Genomic DNA, 14,297 nt, shown 5'->3' on the forward strand with positions numbered 1-14,297 from the left:
ATGTTCAATTTCCCCACCTCAGCAGGACTGTTTGCTGCATCCACCAATGCTTGAACGTCAGTGCTCGCACCATAGCGGCGGACCACGCCGACGAACTCTTCGACGTCGTGGCCCTGCAGCTTGATCTTCGGTGCACCGTCTTGGGTGAATGCAGGTTGACCGTACTTGTCGGTCGCGTGAGCAAGGTGATACAGCTCGTGCTCAATCAGGGCGCAGAACTCAAGGTCGGTGCATTGGGCACAGTAGTCAGCCGCCAGAGTGATGACGAAGTCCGGCACATCGCCGAACCAATCACGCATCTGTTGCTCCATCCGGGCTTTCTGCCAACCGCCAGCGCGGAACGCTACCTGTTCGGCTTGGCCCAAGACTGTCCTGCCCTGCTTCTCGAAACACGCCGACGCCCACATGATCCGGATGTCTGCATCCAGTAGGTGGGCATGGTCTTCGTTGTGAATGCTGCCGGTATCGGCGAGGATCTCGGCCTGGAGCCATTCCCACACTTCAGGTGCTGGGGTCAGGCGGATGCCGAAGTTGGATAGGTCCGACAGCTCAAGCAGTGACGAAGGAGGATATGGTCTATGCATTACTCCTCCTCGCTGTCAGTAATTTATTACCCGGTCCAGCCAAACCTCCATAAGAGGTATCCGGCAATCAAGGCCACGACCAGGCCAAGAAGAGAAGTCAAAATGTTCTCGGCAAAGAACCGAAAGAAACTGCGCTTGGGCGGCAACGAAGGATCTGGCTGCATCGCGAACGCAGAAGAGTCCGCAACCTCAAGACGTTTCAGCCTCTCACCACTAACCAATTTCGACGAGTCGGTATGGCAGTTGGTGAGCTTGATATCTTCAGAGTCTTTCAAATCAAACATAGCCATGGTTAATCCTCATGATTGCAACAGCTAGGAGTGACATATTCTGAAGTCCATCGCTTTCACTATGAAACATGTTCTTCGCCTCAAGCCCTTTAACACGCTCACCTTTTACAGCAGTTTTAGTGTTGAGAGCCTTAAAACCATCAATCTTGATATTGCTGGAGTCTGCGATACCTACTCCAACATCACAGTTCACCGAGGACACATTGGTGAGCGTCATGTTTTTGCAATCAGTTAACAAAAAACCCAATCCTAGATTTTCGAACATCTTGGATACCTCACCTAGTTAGGACTAGAAGATACCATTCGAGCCTACGTGCCATTGGCCTGTGATCACCACTAGAAAATCAAAATCGCGCGCCACGATTTGGCGCATTCGAAAACGTGGCGCGGATTACTGCGATACCCGGTTTAGGGCTTCGTCCGCTTTGTCGGCAGCCTGGGCCGCCGTCGTTGCAGCCTTCGTCGCTTTGTCGGCGGCGGTACCGGTCTTGCGAGTCAGCTCTTCCAGGCGTTTATCACGCTCAGTCATCGCGGTGTCGTACGCCTCGCGGATGCCCTTGACCTGATTGCTCTGGCTCTCGGCGAGCGACCAGTAGGCGGCCTGGTAACCCAGGACGGCACCACCACCCACCAGCACGACGGCAATGGCCCAGACCTCGGCCCGGCGCCACCAGCGGCGGGCGATAAATTCCAATGCGCATCTGTCCATCAAGCGATCCCTCCCAGCTTGGTACGCAGGCGAGTGATCTCGTCGCTCTGCTGCGTCACGCGGTCAGTGAGTTGAGCGACCTGGCTGGTCAGCGCTTCGATCTTGCCTTCCATGCGCCCGACGGCGGCTGCCAGGTCATTCCGCTCTTTCGCAAACTGATCGGCGCGGGCCTCGGCTTCCTTGCGGGCGGCGCGCTCCTGGTTCAGCAACTCGTTCAGGCGCTTCAGCGTGCCGATATCGGCGCTATCCATTGCCCGGTCGGTCGCGTCCTTGGAAAGGAAACGGCGCAGCCAAAGCAGGCCGCCCAGTACAACGGTGGCGCTACCGCCCAGCCAGGTAGCTGTGCCTGGGCCAAGGTCGGTTGGGTCCATCGTCACTCCAAATTCAAATAAAACAAAATTGTTGTATTACCACAAAAACGTTGTAAACTGGACTCATCCAAACAACGAGGCGAGGTGATGAAGTTCAGCGAGTTCAGACGATGGTTGAAGGCCCAAGGGGTGACCTTCGAAGCAGGCAAAGGAAGCCACTTCAAAGTCATCGCCCCAAACGGCAACAGGAGCACCTTCGCGGATCACGGTAGTAAGGAAATACCAGAACCGACCCGCAAGGCGATCATTAAACAACTGGGGCTCTAAGAGCCCCCTTCACCTCATCTGAACGCTGGGCGATCACCTCTAGGAGTGACCGATGTACGAATATGCAATCCGCTTTGAGCAGGACGACAGCGCGCCCGGCTTGGCCGTCTTCTGTCGCGATCTTCCGTTGCTGAACAGCTACGGGGACGACAAAGAACACGCGATCCGCGAAGCCGTGGACGCGATTGAAACAACTCTGTCCATCTACGTGGATCAGCGAGAAGCCATTCCGCAAGCGACTCCGGCCCAGCCAGGTGAAGAGGTTATTCACCTGCCGGCCGTCACTGTCGCGAAGATTGTGCTGTGGAACGAGATGATGGCTCGCGATATGCGCAAGGCCGATTTGTGCCGTCTTCTGGGCCTGGCCCAGACACAAGGCGATCGTCTGGTCGACTTCCTTCACACCTCCAAGATGGAAGCGATAGAAAAAGCCCTCGCCGCACTAGGCAAGCGCCTCTTAGTTTCAGTCGAGGCCGCTTAAAATGGGCGTATCAGATGCGTTGGCCTGCTTCGGTATTTTTGTTGGACTGGTGAGCGCAGCCGCAACAATTGCCTCCCTCTCAATAGAGGGCCGCGAAAGGCTCACCCAATGGTCTCACGGGCTGATTTTATGGGCTGCACTGATTGTCGCTACGGCTGTTCTGGTCATGTTTTCCCTGCGTGAGGCTGAGCCTCCCCGCTGGGAGATCCTGCTCGCAATTTTTTACGCGCTAGCTTGGATCTGGATTGCAAATAAAATCTGGCTAAGAAGCGCAATGCGATAGCACGAATGCTCTGGAATGGAACGCTCCGAACGATAACGAGAAGTCCTCAGCAAATGCGAGGCAATAAAAAGCCCGCTCGGGGCGGGCTTAAAATAAACCCCGCACTTGGCGGGGTTCGGTGAGCCGTTAGGCTCGAATCAGACCGGCAATGATGAGGCTGGAGGCGAGACCGGCACCGACGGCGTGAATCGTGTTCAGGAACGCCATGTCAGTTTTTTTCACCATCTCGTTAACCTCCTTCGTAGTCGAGGCCGCTACGGTCGGCTCTTGCACTTTGAGATACAGCAGGTTCGTTGCAACCAATGCCATGAATCCTAAGGTGCCCGCTACGACTCCAGCCACAACAACGGATGCCGCTGCTCCAGGGAGAAGCTTTGTCGATCCCTAACGCGCAAGATCGACAGGATGGGTAAATAATCTCTCACTTTCTCACTCAGTGCAATGGCTTTTTGCTACGCAGCGCAACTTTCGATTAACCCCTCTGCATCGAGCAGTTCCTGAGCGGCTGTCAGCGCCTCGTTCACCTGGTCATCCAGCGTCTTGCGGATCCCTGAGCGCCACCGGTACCGAGTTGATTCCGGCTTCCCGTCGTTATCCCAGTTGGTGATGTCGTACCAGGCAGCCGGCAGGACTGCGGCGGAGCGCTTGCCCTCGGTACCAGCAACCTGCGGAATGGCCCAGGTCAGCACGGCGCATTCCCGGAAGCGTTTCGGCGCCGGCGTCTTCACCGAATTGAGCAATTCCAAAATGGCGCCGTGTTTGCGCTCCTGGTGCGTCGAGTACTTCGCCACGAGCGCCCGCCAGTGCGCTGGCGTCAACGCCTTGTGCAGCCGGCCGAACACCCAGCAGTCCTGAAGAAACGCCGCCTCCTTGCCGACGATCTCCCCCTTCTGCTTGGCGCACTGCACCTTGGGCTCGAAGTCGCAGCCGCCGGCGGTACTGATGGTCTCGGCCGCGAGGGCTCGAACTACTGCTGAAACAACGTTGCGATAGGTCATGCGGCTTCCCCTTTTTTCAGCTCTCTGGTCTTTGCCCGGTAGTAGGTCTTGATGCCCTTGATCTCATCCACGGTGTACTTGCGCACGCTCTGGTCAGCTTCAAGGGCGTCGACGGCCTCCTGGCCTATGCGAGCGATCAGGCCGATCCGGTAGTCCACGGCGTTGCCGGAGAGGAATCGGTTGTCCTGCTTGCTCTGTGCGTGACAGTTGCGCTCATCGAAGCGCAGGTGCGGCGCGGAGCCGACGCTGCGGTAATGACCCGCATCTACTGCGTTACCGCTCCAGTCCAACGGCTTACCGCTGGAGATGCAGAGGTGCCCGGCGGCCTGGTCCCGGGTGCGGACGTACTCGTTGAACGCCTGCTGAGCCTCACGCATATGTTCGCCGCGGCTCTTCAGCTTCTCCTTGCGAACCTTGATCTCGCGGCGCTCAACCTGGGCCAGCGACTTGCGCGCCTTCGCCTGGTTCACGTCCTTGATGGCCAGGCCGCATTTCGGGCTGCACACGGCTTGGCCCAGGCGCTGCGGCGGAAAGCTGATGCCGCATGCCGGGTTCTTGCACTTCTTCGGTTTGGGTTGCTTGGCGATCATGCAGCCTCCTTGCTGAGTAGATCAGTGAAAACCACACCTTGGCCTGTGAAATAGGTGGCGATGCGGTCGGTGTAATTGATGCCCTGGGCGCGATTGAACAGGCTGGTGACTGGGAAACCGTCGGGGCCGAACAAATGGCACTCGCCCATCATGGCCAACTTCGTTTCGTACGGCAGGTGCCGCATGACCCGGTACCACTCGGCCTGAAAGCCAGCGTCCTCGTTCAGCAGGATCTGCACGCCGAAGTGCAGCTTGCAGTACCGGCGGGCATCGGCCGCGTCGCCGATCTGGGTCATCTCGGCGATGCGCTTGTACATCCCGAACCACAACCGGTTTTGGTCGAGCGTGCGGTCCTTGCCCGGGCGCAGGGTCACCACGACAAACTTCTTGTCTTTGTACATAGCGCTGATTTTGGTGATGACTTCGGAGAGCTTGGCCTGGCAGTTGACGCTGATTTTGTCGGACATCAGAAACCCTCTTTTCCGCGCTGCGATTCCCACTCAAACGGAATGACGATCACCCCGCCCTCTCGAAGGCGATCAATGCAGCGCTCGCCGATGGCAGCCGGCAGCGACTGCCCATCCAGGTTGGAAACGATCACCGTCGGGCGCAGCTCTTCGTACCGGCCGTTGATGATTGCGAACAGGGTCGTCAGTTCGAAGTCGCTGGGCTTCTCCTTGCTGACGCCGATCTCGTCCAGGATGAGCAACGAGGGACTGATCAGGCTCGACAAGATCTGGCTTTCGCTCTGGTCGCTGGAGTGGTCGTAGGTTGCGCGGATGGCCTGCAGTACGGCGCCGATCGTGCGATAGACAGCGGTCGCGGATGACTTGGCCATGATCTCGTTTGCGATAGCCACGGACAGGTGCGTCTTGCCGGTACCGGGCTTGCCCAGCAACAACAGGCAGCGGCCCGTCTCGGCGATCTGCGCGAACTCAGCGGCATACCGGCGGCAGGTGTTCAGCGCCTTTCGCTGTTCCGTGGTGGTGGCGACGTAGCCGTCCAGGGTCTTGCTGGCGAAGCGCTTGGGGATCAGCGCGGCGCCGAGCTTGCGCTCCATGGCCATGCGGAGCTCCATCGCCTTGTTGGCCAGTTCGGCAGATTCAGCCTTCTCGCGAATGATCCGGCCGCACTCAGGGCAACCGCTCTTCAGCTCCTTGCCCAGCACCGGGAAAATCTTCTGGTCGTAGTGCCCGTGGGTCTCGCACTCGGCGGGCTGGATGCGGGTGCCTGGCGGCAGTTTAGGAGTTTGCTGGGTCGGCTCAGATCGCATAGGAACCGTCCTCACGCTGAATCAGGCCATCGGTGTAGTTGCGCTCGGCAAAGCCTGTGTGACGCGATTGGGGCGCTTGCACCGGTGCGGATTCCGCCAGACGCTTGATCACCCAGGAAGCCTTGAAACCCTGCCAGCCGGAATTCAGCGCTTCGGTGATTGCGTCGTCTGGGGTGATCCCGGCCTCGGCGCACTTGGCCAGCTCGGTGTTCACGGTCGCCCAGACGGTGGCGGTCACTGAGGCGCGCTTGGCTTTGCGCTGTGTCAGCCAGTCGGCCAGCAGTTGCTCAGGGACGTTGTGAGGGTTGTCGGCCAACAACTGCGCCATGCCGAACGGAGTCTTGCGATCAGGCTTCGGAGGTTCGGCCGGCTCTTGGGGCGGATTAATCTCTTTCGTAGAAAGAGTTAATAGGGGTTCTTTCTTTGTATAAAGAAGGGAGTGAGCAGTTTTGGTCTCACTCGCAGGCGGTCTCAGTGAGACGATATTGTCTGAGTGAGACGTTTTGGTCTCAGTGAGACTCGGTTGTTTTTCTTCGAAGAAAGACCACTCGCGGACAGGCGCGATGCCGATATCCCCACGGCTCCCGCCAACGCGAAAAATGATCCGGCGCTCAAGGAGGTGGCTGATCGCCTTCGACGTGACGTCACGGCGCAAGTTGGTCTGTTTGCCGATATCGTCGGCAGTCAGGCGTTTGGTTTCCAGTTGATAGCCGATGGTCTGGCGTGCAATGGCCATGAGCACGCGCAGCTCACGCGCTGGCAGGTCAACCGTAGCCAATGCCTCCATAAGGCTATTGTCCATACGGGTGAATCCCCGAGGGTTGTGTAACGCAAAAATGTTTGGCATGATTTCTCTCGCTTAAAGCTGTTGAAGAAGCCGACCTCGTACGTCGGCTTTTTTGTGTCTGAAATTCAGGCTGCCTTCACCGACGCATCCATCACGTCCAGGCTCTGCCGAACGTGATTGATCTCTTGGCGGATCAGGCTCTTTTCGAAAGAGCTGACGTGGTTGTCGTCCAGCGCTTCGTGCACCGCGATCGTCAGGTCGGCAACTTCCTTACCTACGTTGATCAGCGACTTGGTGAGCGCTTGCGGCTCCGGCGCCGACTTCGATACCAAGTCAAAGCCGAACTCATTGGCCAGGGCCATCAATGGGCGCATGTCGCCGGTGTGCAGCAGGATCCCGAACAGATGCTCCACGGTCAGGTGATGAGCCTCGTTGTCAGGGTTGGCGCGCTGAAGCAGGCCAACGTGCGGAATACCCATCTTTGCAGCCAGGGTCTTGGGCTCGTTGCCCTTCACTGCGGCCTGACATGCATCCAAAAAGTCTTCCATTCGTAAAACCTCAAATTTGTTTCCGTGGCGCCCTGCTGATGCAGAAGCGATCATTTGCTCAATGGATCGGCGGACACGGATGTCAGGCGGCCTGAGCCTTCTTTGCTACCTTGAACCTGCCCTTAGAGAGAACCTGAATCTGGTATTGCCTGGATTCAGGGATTGTTTCGCCCCACATGGTCACTGCGCTTGGGCGGATACCCAGGGCTAGCGCCAGCTTTGTCTTGCTGCCGAAGAATTCGGCGACTTCATGCGTGTTCATTGCGCATCCTCGTTCGAGCCTGCCTTAATTTAAGCATGCTTAAGTTATGGCATCAACGGTGTTTTCTGCCTACTGCATGCTTAAATTCAGTTAACTTAATATTGAGTCCATGGAAAGACACGAACGCATCGCCCGCGCCATACAGGTCAGCGGTAAAAAGAAGGGAGAAATTGCATCGCTTTGCGGCGTTGCAAATTCTGCCGTCACGCAGTGGATCACCGGCGAGAGCAAAAGCCTCAGGCCGGAGAACCTTTACGCACTGGCAAAAGCGACCGGATTCCGAGCTGAGTGGCTTGCTATTGGTGAGGGGGCGGAGCAAGAAGCATCAGAATCCAATATCTCGATGACTGATCAGCCTTCCCAGAGTTTCCGCTATCCAGTCATCAGCTGGGTGTCCGCCGGATCTTGGGCAGAAGCCGTTGAGCCCTACCCCGCCGGAATATCCGATCGCTACGAGTTTTCCGAATACAACTCGAAGGGCCCGGCGTTCTGGCTTGAGGTCAAAGGCGACTCGATGACATCGCCTGTCGGTACGAGCATTGCTCAAGGCTCGCTGATCCTGGTTGATACTGAAGTCGAAGCAACGCCAGGCAAGCTTGTCGTGGCCAAACTGCCGGACAGTAATGAGGCAACCTTCAAGAAACTGGTCAGTGATGGCGGGAAGCTCTATCTTAAGCCCTTGAATCCTGGTTATCCGACCGAAATTTTTGACGAAAACTGCCGAATCGTCGGCGTCGTTGTGCAAGCTACGCAGAAGTTTTACCACTGAGCGCTAAGCCAGCCATGGGCTGGTACAGGTAAATAGCGCCGACTCCTAATTGATTGGAATGTCTGGAGGCCGAGAGACGACGCGGTTCAGATTTGAGAGAGCTGTCGGCGTTGAGTACCGTAGAGGCGTCGTGATTTGGAGGCTGCGCTTTGCCCCCTTAAATGCTTGAAGCGATGCTAAAATCAGTATGAACCTTCTGCTTTTTTTTTGATTCAAACATAAATTGCAACCACAGAACCAAAGGAACACAAATGCCTATATTCCTAGTGCTACCGACCAGGGGCCGCAAGGAAATTGTTGAGCATGCGAAAGCAACTGGCATAGACATCCTAGATGAGCCGTTCAAGGAGGGGGGGTTTCTTGCAAGCTTCGCGGGGACTCCCGTCGAGCTTGGACGGGCCATAGGAATAAGTGAGGAAAACACGCTTGGCGAAGGTATAGTTCTGCCATTTGCTGGACACCACGGCTACGCAAATACACAAATCTGGAGCTGGATAAAATCAAGGAAAGAGCGAGAAAATGCGTGAGCAAGGGAGCGGGTCCCCTCCATCTTCAGACACTGACGACTCGCCCGTTCTCAGCAATGTGCACGACATTGCAGGCGGAGCTAGAGTAGAGGTTTCGAGGTTTTCTGAAACTATTGCTGTCGTCACTTCTAATGACAACGCCAGCATTCAGAACGATACTGTGCTCATGAATGACATCACTCGCGAAGAACTCAATGCAAAACTAGAGACCATTGAAACCAAAATGGACGCTCGGGTTGAGTCTGTTTCTTCAAAAATTGAAGCTTTCCTTGCCGTTCAAACGGAAAGGGATCAGCGCTTTAACGAACGTCTCGCATCCTCGATCACGCTTTCTGACGAGTGGAATCAGAAATTCAGAATGCTCGCGGAACAGTCAGCTCAAGCCGCAATCAGTGCCGACTCATCTGCAAAAGAAGCTGCCACACTCAAAACTCACTTCTGGGCGAGCGTCGTGGCTCAAGTATTGGCCGTAGGCGCGATTGTAGTGGGCGCTTACTTGGCCAACCAAGCCAACGTTCTTTCCGCAGTTTCAACTACGGTATCCGTTTTTCAGGCAGGCAAGGATCAAGGTAAGGCCGTAGAATCGCCTCCAGCTAATAAAAATTGATTCTAAGAGCCCGGCCCAGCGCCGGGCTTCTTGTTTCTGCCATACCCAATCTGAATCTGTAGCCCCCCCAAATGGTAGCTGTACACTACGAATGGTAAAGTGCGGGCATAATTATGGGAGGGATCCAATGAAAGGATTTGGGACGTTCGCGCTGATAGCCGGCATCTGCTGGCTGATCTTCGCTCTGAGCATGGATGTGTCTGTCTCGACTGGTGCGGGAAGCCGGGTAAACAACTTGGGCCTCATGGCTGACCGCCAGGTGCACACAATCGTCGGCGGGTTGCTAGCGGTGGCCGGTCTCCTGATGGTACTGCTTGGCGGGAGAGACTCAGCTACCAACCCTGCCGTTGAGGCCGATACACGACCGTGCCCCCTCTGCGCCGAGGTAATCAAAAACGCAGCTATCCGGTGCCGTCACTGTGGGGCTGACGTGGAATCAATCGCCAGTTCCGTTACGACAGATCAGATAGTGCGGAATTCGAATAGCAATCGTCCATTCATCGCGATCTGTGCGGCCTTGGTCGCCTTAATCATTGGTGTGGTCGCCTATCGAATGATCCCCGTCCCGTCTACCTCTACGGCTCTCGCGCCTGCAAACACGTATCGACCTAAAGCTGACGAACTGATCGGGCTGAACCCGTCCGCGTTCGGGTGCGTGTCGGAAACCAACTTTTCCCAGTCGCTCTATCACTACAACAGATCAGAGTTTACGGCTTGGGCGGACAGAACGAAGGGAGCGGATTGCTTTCACCAACGAGACGTCAACCCCGGAGTCACCTGGACCGTTTTACAGATTCGGGACGATCTAATGCAGGTTGGCCTAAAGCAGGCGAGTGAATATTCGAAGAGCCCAGAGGTAGGCCGGTTCAACTACTGGACCCTTGAGCGTTGGGCAGAGCAGCGAAGCTCAATCCCCAAATAAGACTCAAGACCAATTCGATCAAAGCCCGCTACGAGCGGGCTTTTTCAGGCCCGGTGAAAACGCCCCTCTTAGAAATATGCATTTATGCATGAAACTTCCTGTCGCCCTATTGCCAAGATATGTCAGTGCAAATACTGTGTATGCATACAGATTCCGCAAGGAGCGAGACATGAATCAGACACCCTACCCCACACCCAAACCGAGAAATTCCTACGAGCTTGTGGGCCATCGCCTGCAGCGCTTGATCGCATCTCCCCGGGTCCAGAGAATCCAGTTGGTGGAAGTATCTAGGCGCGACGACGAAAGCCCTGAAGCCTGGCACCAGATCATCCAGGATATCGGCGACACCGCCGGCATCAGGATCGAGCATCTGGAAGACGGCGGCGTCCGGATTGGCTGGCGCGAGTACTGCGACACATAAAAGAGCCCGCCAAAGAGCGGGCTTTTTATTGCCTGTAAATTTCAGCAATCTGAATTATTTAATTAAGCATGCTTGACACTTTAATTTCAGCTTGCTTAAATTCAACTCAGGCCAGCAACAAAGAATGCCGGCCAGCAGCTAAACCTGCGCCGATCTTTAGCGACACCCCTTGCCGGATCACCACCGGCCCAGATTCAAAGGCAGCGATGAGCCGGCCTAAACGGTTCAGAGGGTTGGCAACTGACCCGGGCGTGCAGCGTAAAGCGCCAAGAACAGTTATCCAGCGGGAGAACAAGCCGAAAGGCCCGCGGCTGGAAGAACATTTGATTCAAGCCGGTGACCGACGCCAGTAGCGGGTCACGGCCAGCCCCAAAAGATTTGAATTAGCGATCCCGATAGCCTCGGCTGGGAACGCCGGACCTCATGCACCCTGCCCCACTCAGCCAGGGCATTCAGAGCTGTAGCGTGCATGTTGTAAGGACCTGTGATCCACGGCGAACAGAAGCTGTTTGACGCTGTGAGTAGGAAGCTCGAAGCCCACACCGAAGACGACCGGCCAGCCCTGCAATCAGCAGCGGGTAACTGGCCAACACCGCTGGCGCAACAAACCCAGGCCGTCGCCAGTAGCGGGCCTGGGCACCCTTCCCCACCTCTATTACGTCAGCACTCCTCCCCCGCGCCCATCGGCAACCAGCGGGAGGCATGAGTGTTGACGAATACAGGTGAACAACCCGCCACCTTGGAGGCGACCATGAACGCAGCATTGAAGATATGCCAGGAGCGTTACGACGCTCAGTTGCCTCCGGAGGTCAGCGACAGCGACGAGGTCACGGACTGGCTTGAGCATTCGGCGGAGCGCCTGGTGTGCGGCGTCGACATCAAATGGAAGCGCCGCTACGGCCAGCCGCAGGTCGTGACGTTCGACCGTTTCTGCACTGTTCTGCAAGGCCACCTAAACCAGCGCCAGATCGACGGCCTGGACCAGCGTGATTCGTTTGCCCGCCTGCTGCTGTCGGCAATGCTCGGCAGCCAGAGCGATGCCCGGTCCCACGCCGCAGACCTGCTGGGCCAGCAACGCCCGATTGAAGCCGTCGAGAAGATCGCTGTAGCGCTGCTGAGGCCCTACGCCGAAGACGCTGTAGCAGCGGAACGGGAAGAGCGAGAAGACGACGTGGATGCCGATGTATGAGCCCGCACATCCTGATCGATGAAGCGCTCGAGGCCCTGGAGCATCCCGCCAGCGAGCCCGGCGCCCAGGTGGTCGTGCAACGAATGATCACGAACATGCTCACCGGCAATGTGATCACCGTCGAAGAATTCAACCACTACTGCCAGCGCCTGCTGAAAATCACCAGGCACCGCAAGGAGGCTGCATGACCACGCCTATCGTGAAATCGCTGGCTGATGAGCAGCTCGACGATATCGAGCGCCGCATCGCCATTCTCGGCTTCGGCATTCCCTTCAATGAACTGATCGGTCGCAAGCGTGAAGACTTGGTGCGGGATCTGCCGCAGCGCTTGGCTCCGACCATGAAAGGCGGGCGGATCGCGGTGAGGGTTCGTCATGGATGACCGTGAAATGCTCTATTTGGCGGCCGAAGCTGCTGGCCTTCGTTGCAACGGCCATTACCCAGACAAGAATGGTTACGTGTGCTTGAGCAGCCATACATTTTCGTCTGGCTACTTTAGCCCTCTCGATTTCAATACTGGCCACGCTTTGATTCTTCAGGCGCGTTTGGGAATAAGCATCGACATGAACGTGGTGACTGAGCGCGGCTTCCAGACGGGGTGGGTTCAGGCTTATCACGACGATGGCCAGGCTTGCGAGGACGTGACGGGTGGGCGTGCGGAGTCTGCGATATGCAGGGCCATAGTAAGGGCTGCCGCTGCAATCAGAGAGTCGCGGTCATGACTGCCCGCCAGCGCACCCGGCGCCTACTCATCTGGCGCGGCTCCTTCTCTGCCCTCTCCGTCTGCACCTTTCTGATGTTGCTCAGCGCCCTCGCTGATCGAATTACTCAATAACCAATGCCTCACAGCGCCCCGCAAGGATGGCGCGGGAGATAGTCATGCTCGCAGCAATTGCAGACCGCATCCGTTCCAAATCCTACGAACTGCCCCTGTCCCGCGATTACGTCCGCCACTGGGGCCTGAAAGAAGCCATACGGGAGCTGGTACAGAACGCCCTGGACAGTGATTCGCCGTTTGAATACGCCTTCGCTGACGGCCAGCTGTTCATCACCAGCCGCTTTGCAAGGCTGGAGGCCAGCACCCTGGTGCTGGGCAGCACGTCCAAATCTGACCGCACCGATGCCATCGGCAGCTTCGGCGAGGGCTATAAAATCGCCCTGCTGGTGCTGACCCGGAATGGCTACGACGTGAAGGTGCTGAACGGCAACAAACAATGGGTACCAGAGTTCCGGGACAGCGACCAGTTCGACGCCGAAGTGTTGTGCATCAACGAGACCCCGGCGCACAGGCAGAATCAGGGTGTTGAATTCGTCGTCTCCGGCCTCACCGATGACGAAGAAGCGGAAATCCGCAGTATGTGCCTGCGTATGCAGCCACCAATGAGCGACGTGATCGGCACCAAGTACGGCCACATCCTGCCCTCCCGGCCCGGAAAGCTTTACGTCGGCACGCTGTTTGTTTGCGACACAGACCTGACCTACGGCTACGACATCCTCCCCGAACACCTGCAGCTTGAGCGTGACCGCCAGACGGTCAGCGGTTGGGATTTGAAACAGGTATCCAAAAACGCTTGGATCGACACCGGGCGCCTGGATGAGGTGGCGGAGAAGATCGAGGCAGGAATTCCCGACGTTGAATACGTCGAGTACGGCAGCACCGAACTGGTGAGAGAGGCCTGCTACAGGTTGTTCCAGCAGAAGCACCCGGGCGCCATTGCCGTTCAATCCCAGGAAGAGCTGAACACCCTGGTCAAGCAGGGAATGACCAACACCGTAGTGGTGAGCCGGACATTCCACTCGCAAGTCGCCAACTCGACCTCATACAAACAGCAGGTTGCCCGCGTCGTGGCCATCCAGACGCCCAAAGCTGCCCTGGAAGAATGGTATCGCGACAACAAAAAATACATGAGCAGGCTGCCCGCGGCTTCCTTCAAGGAACTGGTCAAGCGTGCTGACGGCTGGAGGAATAAGTAATGTCCGAGAACACGAGAATTTGGGATCAGGTCAACACAACCGACCCTGACGCTACTAAAAAATACACTGGCGCAGGTGGCTTTAAGGGCACAGCGATCAGACCAACCTACCTCATGCGCAAGGCAACAGAAATTTTCGGACCATGCGGTGAGGGCTGGGGCTGGAGCGTCCTGGAGGATCGATTCGACGAGGGTGCACCGCTCCAGGCACCCACAAAAGAGTGGCCGGAGGCACCAACGATCTGCGCGAAGCTGCACACCGTAAAAATCGAACTTTGGTACCTGGGCAACGCCGGGCAAAAATGCACGGTGCAGCACTACGGCCATACGCCATTTATCTACCTGCAGCAGGGAAAAATTCTTACTGACTGGGACGCGGCAAAAAAATCGCTGACGGACGCCATCGGTAAATGCCTGCAGCCCCTGGGGTTCGCCGCCGACATCTA

24 protein-coding genes and 1 pseudogene are annotated in these 14,297 nt (G+C 56.8%); 12 read left to right on the top strand and 13 right to left on the bottom strand.

Translation table 11 applies throughout. From position 1 onward, the window contains the following. The 5 genes from HX801_RS31680 to HX801_RS31700 form a co-directional block, all read right to left on the bottom strand. The coding region (locus HX801_RS31680; protein WP_177023420.1) for a putative metallopeptidase at window positions 1-584 on the bottom strand (584 nt) is incomplete at its 3' end. 26 nt (window positions 585-610) lie between these two features. Next, window positions 611-874, bottom strand: coding sequence for a hypothetical protein (locus tag HX801_RS31685; RefSeq protein WP_177023421.1), 264 nt, complete (start codon window positions 872-874; stop codon window positions 611-613). After that, on the bottom strand, window positions 861-1,139 hold the full coding sequence (locus HX801_RS31690) for a hypothetical protein (RefSeq protein ID WP_177023422.1): 279 nt from the start codon (window positions 1,137-1,139) through the stop codon (window positions 861-863). The genes HX801_RS31685 and HX801_RS31690 overlap by 14 nt, the downstream gene beginning before the upstream one ends. Before the next feature lie 126 nt (window positions 1,140-1,265). Continuing rightward, window positions 1,266-1,583, bottom strand: a complete 318-nt coding sequence (locus tag HX801_RS31695; RefSeq protein ID WP_102368948.1) for a hypothetical protein — start codon at window positions 1,581-1,583, stop codon at window positions 1,266-1,268. Then, window positions 1,583-1,954: a chemotaxis protein gene (locus HX801_RS31700; RefSeq protein WP_025856073.1), complete on the bottom strand. Its 372-nt coding sequence runs from the start codon at window positions 1,952-1,954 to the stop codon at window positions 1,583-1,585. Before HX801_RS31700 ends, HX801_RS31695 begins: the two co-directional genes overlap by 1 nt. An 87-nt stretch (window positions 1,955-2,041) precedes the next feature. On the opposite strand from HX801_RS31700, the gene HX801_RS31705 reads away from it, so the two are divergent. From HX801_RS31705 to HX801_RS31715, 3 genes are read left to right on the top strand one after another with little or no spacing between them, the layout of a single operon-like run. Further along, window positions 2,042-2,221, top strand: a complete 180-nt coding sequence (locus HX801_RS31705; protein WP_177023423.1) for a type II toxin-antitoxin system HicA family toxin — start codon at window positions 2,042-2,044, stop codon at window positions 2,219-2,221. A 52-nt stretch (window positions 2,222-2,273) separates the two neighbouring features. After that, window positions 2,274-2,702 carry a type II toxin-antitoxin system HicB family antitoxin gene (locus HX801_RS31710; protein WP_177023424.1) on the top strand — a complete coding sequence of 143 codons (429 nt, stop codon included), beginning with the start codon at window positions 2,274-2,276 and terminating at the stop codon, window positions 2,700-2,702. 1 nt (window position 2,703) lies between these two features. Then, window positions 2,704-2,985 (top strand): hypothetical protein, encoded by a 282-nt coding sequence (locus HX801_RS31715; protein ID WP_177023425.1) that lies wholly within the window; start codon window positions 2,704-2,706, stop codon window positions 2,983-2,985. A gap of 126 nt (window positions 2,986-3,111) precedes the next feature. On the opposite strand, the gene HX801_RS31720 is transcribed toward HX801_RS31715, so the two are convergent. From HX801_RS31720 to HX801_RS31755, 8 genes are all read right to left on the bottom strand, one after another. Then, window positions 3,112-3,294: a hypothetical protein gene (locus HX801_RS31720; RefSeq protein ID WP_177023426.1), complete on the bottom strand. Its 183-nt coding sequence runs from the start codon at window positions 3,292-3,294 to the stop codon at window positions 3,112-3,114. A 143-nt stretch (window positions 3,295-3,437) separates the two neighbouring features. After that, window positions 3,438-3,983, bottom strand: coding sequence for a hypothetical protein (locus HX801_RS31725; protein WP_177023427.1), 546 nt, complete (start codon window positions 3,981-3,983; stop codon window positions 3,438-3,440). Then, window positions 3,980-4,573 carry a recombination protein NinG gene (locus tag HX801_RS31730; RefSeq protein WP_177023428.1) on the bottom strand — a complete coding sequence of 198 codons (594 nt, stop codon included), beginning with the start codon at window positions 4,571-4,573 and terminating at the stop codon, window positions 3,980-3,982. Before HX801_RS31730 ends, HX801_RS31725 begins: the two co-directional genes overlap by 4 nt. Further along, window positions 4,570-5,040, bottom strand: coding sequence for a hypothetical protein (locus HX801_RS31735; protein ID WP_177023429.1), 471 nt, complete (start codon window positions 5,038-5,040; stop codon window positions 4,570-4,572). Before HX801_RS31735 ends, HX801_RS31730 begins: the two co-directional genes overlap by 4 nt. Then, window positions 5,040-5,846, bottom strand: coding sequence for an ATP-binding protein (locus HX801_RS31740; protein WP_177023430.1), 807 nt, complete (start codon window positions 5,844-5,846; stop codon window positions 5,040-5,042). The genes HX801_RS31735 and HX801_RS31740 overlap by 1 nt, the downstream gene beginning before the upstream one ends. Beyond that, window positions 5,836-6,693 carry a replication protein gene (locus tag HX801_RS31745; RefSeq protein ID WP_177023431.1) on the bottom strand — a complete coding sequence of 286 codons (858 nt, stop codon included), beginning with the start codon at window positions 6,691-6,693 and terminating at the stop codon, window positions 5,836-5,838. Before HX801_RS31745 ends, HX801_RS31740 begins: the two co-directional genes overlap by 11 nt. Before the next feature lie 65 nt (window positions 6,694-6,758). Continuing rightward, the gene (locus tag HX801_RS31750; RefSeq protein ID WP_177023432.1) at window positions 6,759-7,181 is read right to left on the bottom strand and encodes a phage regulatory CII family protein; all 423 of its coding nucleotides are present in this window, start codon (window positions 7,179-7,181) and stop codon (window positions 6,759-6,761) included. Between the two features lie 82 nt (window positions 7,182-7,263). Next, on the bottom strand, window positions 7,264-7,443 hold the full coding sequence (locus HX801_RS31755; RefSeq protein WP_177023433.1) for a Cro/CI family transcriptional regulator: 180 nt from the start codon (window positions 7,441-7,443) through the stop codon (window positions 7,264-7,266). 109 nt (window positions 7,444-7,552) lie between these two features. On the opposite strand from HX801_RS31755, the gene HX801_RS31760 reads away from it, so the two are divergent. The 9 genes and pseudogenes from HX801_RS31760 to HX801_RS31800 form a co-directional block, all read left to right on the top strand. Beyond that, window positions 7,553-8,212 carry a LexA family transcriptional regulator gene (locus tag HX801_RS31760; protein WP_177023434.1) on the top strand — a complete coding sequence of 220 codons (660 nt, stop codon included), beginning with the start codon at window positions 7,553-7,555 and terminating at the stop codon, window positions 8,210-8,212. A 251-nt stretch (window positions 8,213-8,463) separates the two neighbouring features. Then, on the top strand, window positions 8,464-8,739 hold the full coding sequence (locus HX801_RS31765; protein ID WP_177023435.1) for a hypothetical protein: 276 nt from the start codon (window positions 8,464-8,466) through the stop codon (window positions 8,737-8,739). Window positions 8,740-8,905: 166 nt separating this feature from the next. Further along, window positions 8,906-9,346: a hypothetical protein gene (locus tag HX801_RS31770; protein WP_177023436.1), complete on the top strand. Its 441-nt coding sequence runs from the start codon at window positions 8,906-8,908 to the stop codon at window positions 9,344-9,346. A gap of 1,091 nt (window positions 9,347-10,437) precedes the next feature. Next, on the top strand, window positions 10,438-10,689 hold the full coding sequence (locus HX801_RS31775; RefSeq protein WP_177023437.1) for a DUF1654 domain-containing protein: 252 nt from the start codon (window positions 10,438-10,440) through the stop codon (window positions 10,687-10,689). A gap of 751 nt (window positions 10,690-11,440) precedes the next feature. Further along, complete coding sequence (locus HX801_RS31780) at window positions 11,441-11,878, top strand: hypothetical protein (RefSeq protein ID WP_177023438.1); 438 nt, start codon at window positions 11,441-11,443, stop codon at window positions 11,876-11,878. After that, a complete protein-coding gene (locus HX801_RS31785; RefSeq protein ID WP_177023439.1) occupies window positions 11,875-12,066 on the top strand; it encodes a hypothetical protein in 192 nt (63 codons plus the stop codon). Before HX801_RS31780 ends, HX801_RS31785 begins: the two co-directional genes overlap by 4 nt. Next, window positions 12,063-12,260, top strand: a complete 198-nt coding sequence (locus HX801_RS31790; protein WP_177023440.1) for a hypothetical protein — start codon at window positions 12,063-12,065, stop codon at window positions 12,258-12,260. The genes HX801_RS31785 and HX801_RS31790 overlap by 4 nt, the downstream gene beginning before the upstream one ends. A 497-nt stretch (window positions 12,261-12,757) precedes the next feature. Next, window positions 12,758-13,852: a hypothetical protein gene (locus HX801_RS31795; protein WP_177023441.1), complete on the top strand. Its 1,095-nt coding sequence runs from the start codon at window positions 12,758-12,760 to the stop codon at window positions 13,850-13,852. Beyond that, a pseudogene (locus tag HX801_RS31800) lies at window positions 13,852-14,297 on the top strand (hypothetical protein); the annotation flags it as partial. The gene HX801_RS31795 and the pseudogene HX801_RS31800, both read left to right, overlap by 1 nt.

This window comes from Pseudomonas sp. G1002 (genome assembly GCF_013385455.1).
Classification (GTDB): Bacteria; Pseudomonadota; Gammaproteobacteria; order Pseudomonadales; family Pseudomonadaceae; genus Aquipseudomonas.

Excerpts from the sequence above, each read along its gene's own strand:
- HX801_RS31755 (WP_177023433.1), bottom strand. The coding sequence starts at position 7,443 with ATGAACACGCATGAAGTCGCCGAATTCTTCGGCAGCAAGACAAAGCTG.
- HX801_RS31730 (WP_177023428.1), bottom strand. The coding sequence starts at position 4,573 with ATGATCGCCAAGCAACCCAAACCGAAGAAGTGCAAGAACCCGGCATGC.
- HX801_RS31695 (WP_102368948.1), bottom strand. The coding sequence starts at position 1,583 with ATGGACAGATGCGCATTGGAATTTATCGCCCGCCGCTGGTGGCGCCGG.
- HX801_RS31790 (WP_177023440.1), top strand. The coding sequence starts at position 12,063 with ATGACCACGCCTATCGTGAAATCGCTGGCTGATGAGCAGCTCGACGAT.
- HX801_RS31780 (WP_177023438.1), top strand. The coding sequence starts at position 11,441 with ATGAACGCAGCATTGAAGATATGCCAGGAGCGTTACGACGCTCAGTTG.
- HX801_RS31710 (WP_177023424.1), top strand. The coding sequence starts at position 2,274 with ATGTACGAATATGCAATCCGCTTTGAGCAGGACGACAGCGCGCCCGGC.
- HX801_RS31725 (WP_177023427.1), bottom strand. The coding sequence starts at position 3,983 with ATGACCTATCGCAACGTTGTTTCAGCAGTAGTTCGAGCCCTCGCGGCC.
- HX801_RS31740 (WP_177023430.1), bottom strand. The coding sequence starts at position 5,846 with ATGCGATCTGAGCCGACCCAGCAAACTCCTAAACTGCCGCCAGGCACC.
- HX801_RS31795 (WP_177023441.1), top strand. The coding sequence starts at position 12,758 with ATGCTCGCAGCAATTGCAGACCGCATCCGTTCCAAATCCTACGAACTG.
- HX801_RS31765 (WP_177023435.1), top strand. The coding sequence starts at position 8,464 with ATGCCTATATTCCTAGTGCTACCGACCAGGGGCCGCAAGGAAATTGTT.
- HX801_RS31700 (WP_025856073.1), bottom strand. The coding sequence starts at position 1,954 with ATGGACCCAACCGACCTTGGCCCAGGCACAGCTACCTGGCTGGGCGGT.
- HX801_RS31720 (WP_177023426.1), bottom strand. The coding sequence starts at position 3,294 with ATGGCATTGGTTGCAACGAACCTGCTGTATCTCAAAGTGCAAGAGCCG.
- HX801_RS31770 (WP_177023436.1), top strand. The coding sequence starts at position 8,906 with ATGAATGACATCACTCGCGAAGAACTCAATGCAAAACTAGAGACCATT.
- HX801_RS31745 (WP_177023431.1), bottom strand. The coding sequence starts at position 6,693 with ATGCCAAACATTTTTGCGTTACACAACCCTCGGGGATTCACCCGTATG.
- HX801_RS31750 (WP_177023432.1), bottom strand. The coding sequence starts at position 7,181 with ATGGAAGACTTTTTGGATGCATGTCAGGCCGCAGTGAAGGGCAACGAG.
- HX801_RS31785 (WP_177023439.1), top strand. The coding sequence starts at position 11,875 with ATGAGCCCGCACATCCTGATCGATGAAGCGCTCGAGGCCCTGGAGCAT.
- HX801_RS31690 (WP_177023422.1), bottom strand. The coding sequence starts at position 1,139 with ATGTTCGAAAATCTAGGATTGGGTTTTTTGTTAACTGATTGCAAAAAC.
- HX801_RS31715 (WP_177023425.1), top strand. The coding sequence starts at position 2,704 with ATGGGCGTATCAGATGCGTTGGCCTGCTTCGGTATTTTTGTTGGACTG.
- HX801_RS31705 (WP_177023423.1), top strand. The coding sequence starts at position 2,042 with ATGAAGTTCAGCGAGTTCAGACGATGGTTGAAGGCCCAAGGGGTGACC.
- HX801_RS31775 (WP_177023437.1), top strand. The coding sequence starts at position 10,438 with ATGAATCAGACACCCTACCCCACACCCAAACCGAGAAATTCCTACGAG.
- HX801_RS31760 (WP_177023434.1), top strand. The coding sequence starts at position 7,553 with ATGGAAAGACACGAACGCATCGCCCGCGCCATACAGGTCAGCGGTAAA.
- HX801_RS31685 (WP_177023421.1), bottom strand. The coding sequence starts at position 874 with ATGGCTATGTTTGATTTGAAAGACTCTGAAGATATCAAGCTCACCAAC.
- HX801_RS31735 (WP_177023429.1), bottom strand. The coding sequence starts at position 5,040 with ATGTCCGACAAAATCAGCGTCAACTGCCAGGCCAAGCTCTCCGAAGTC.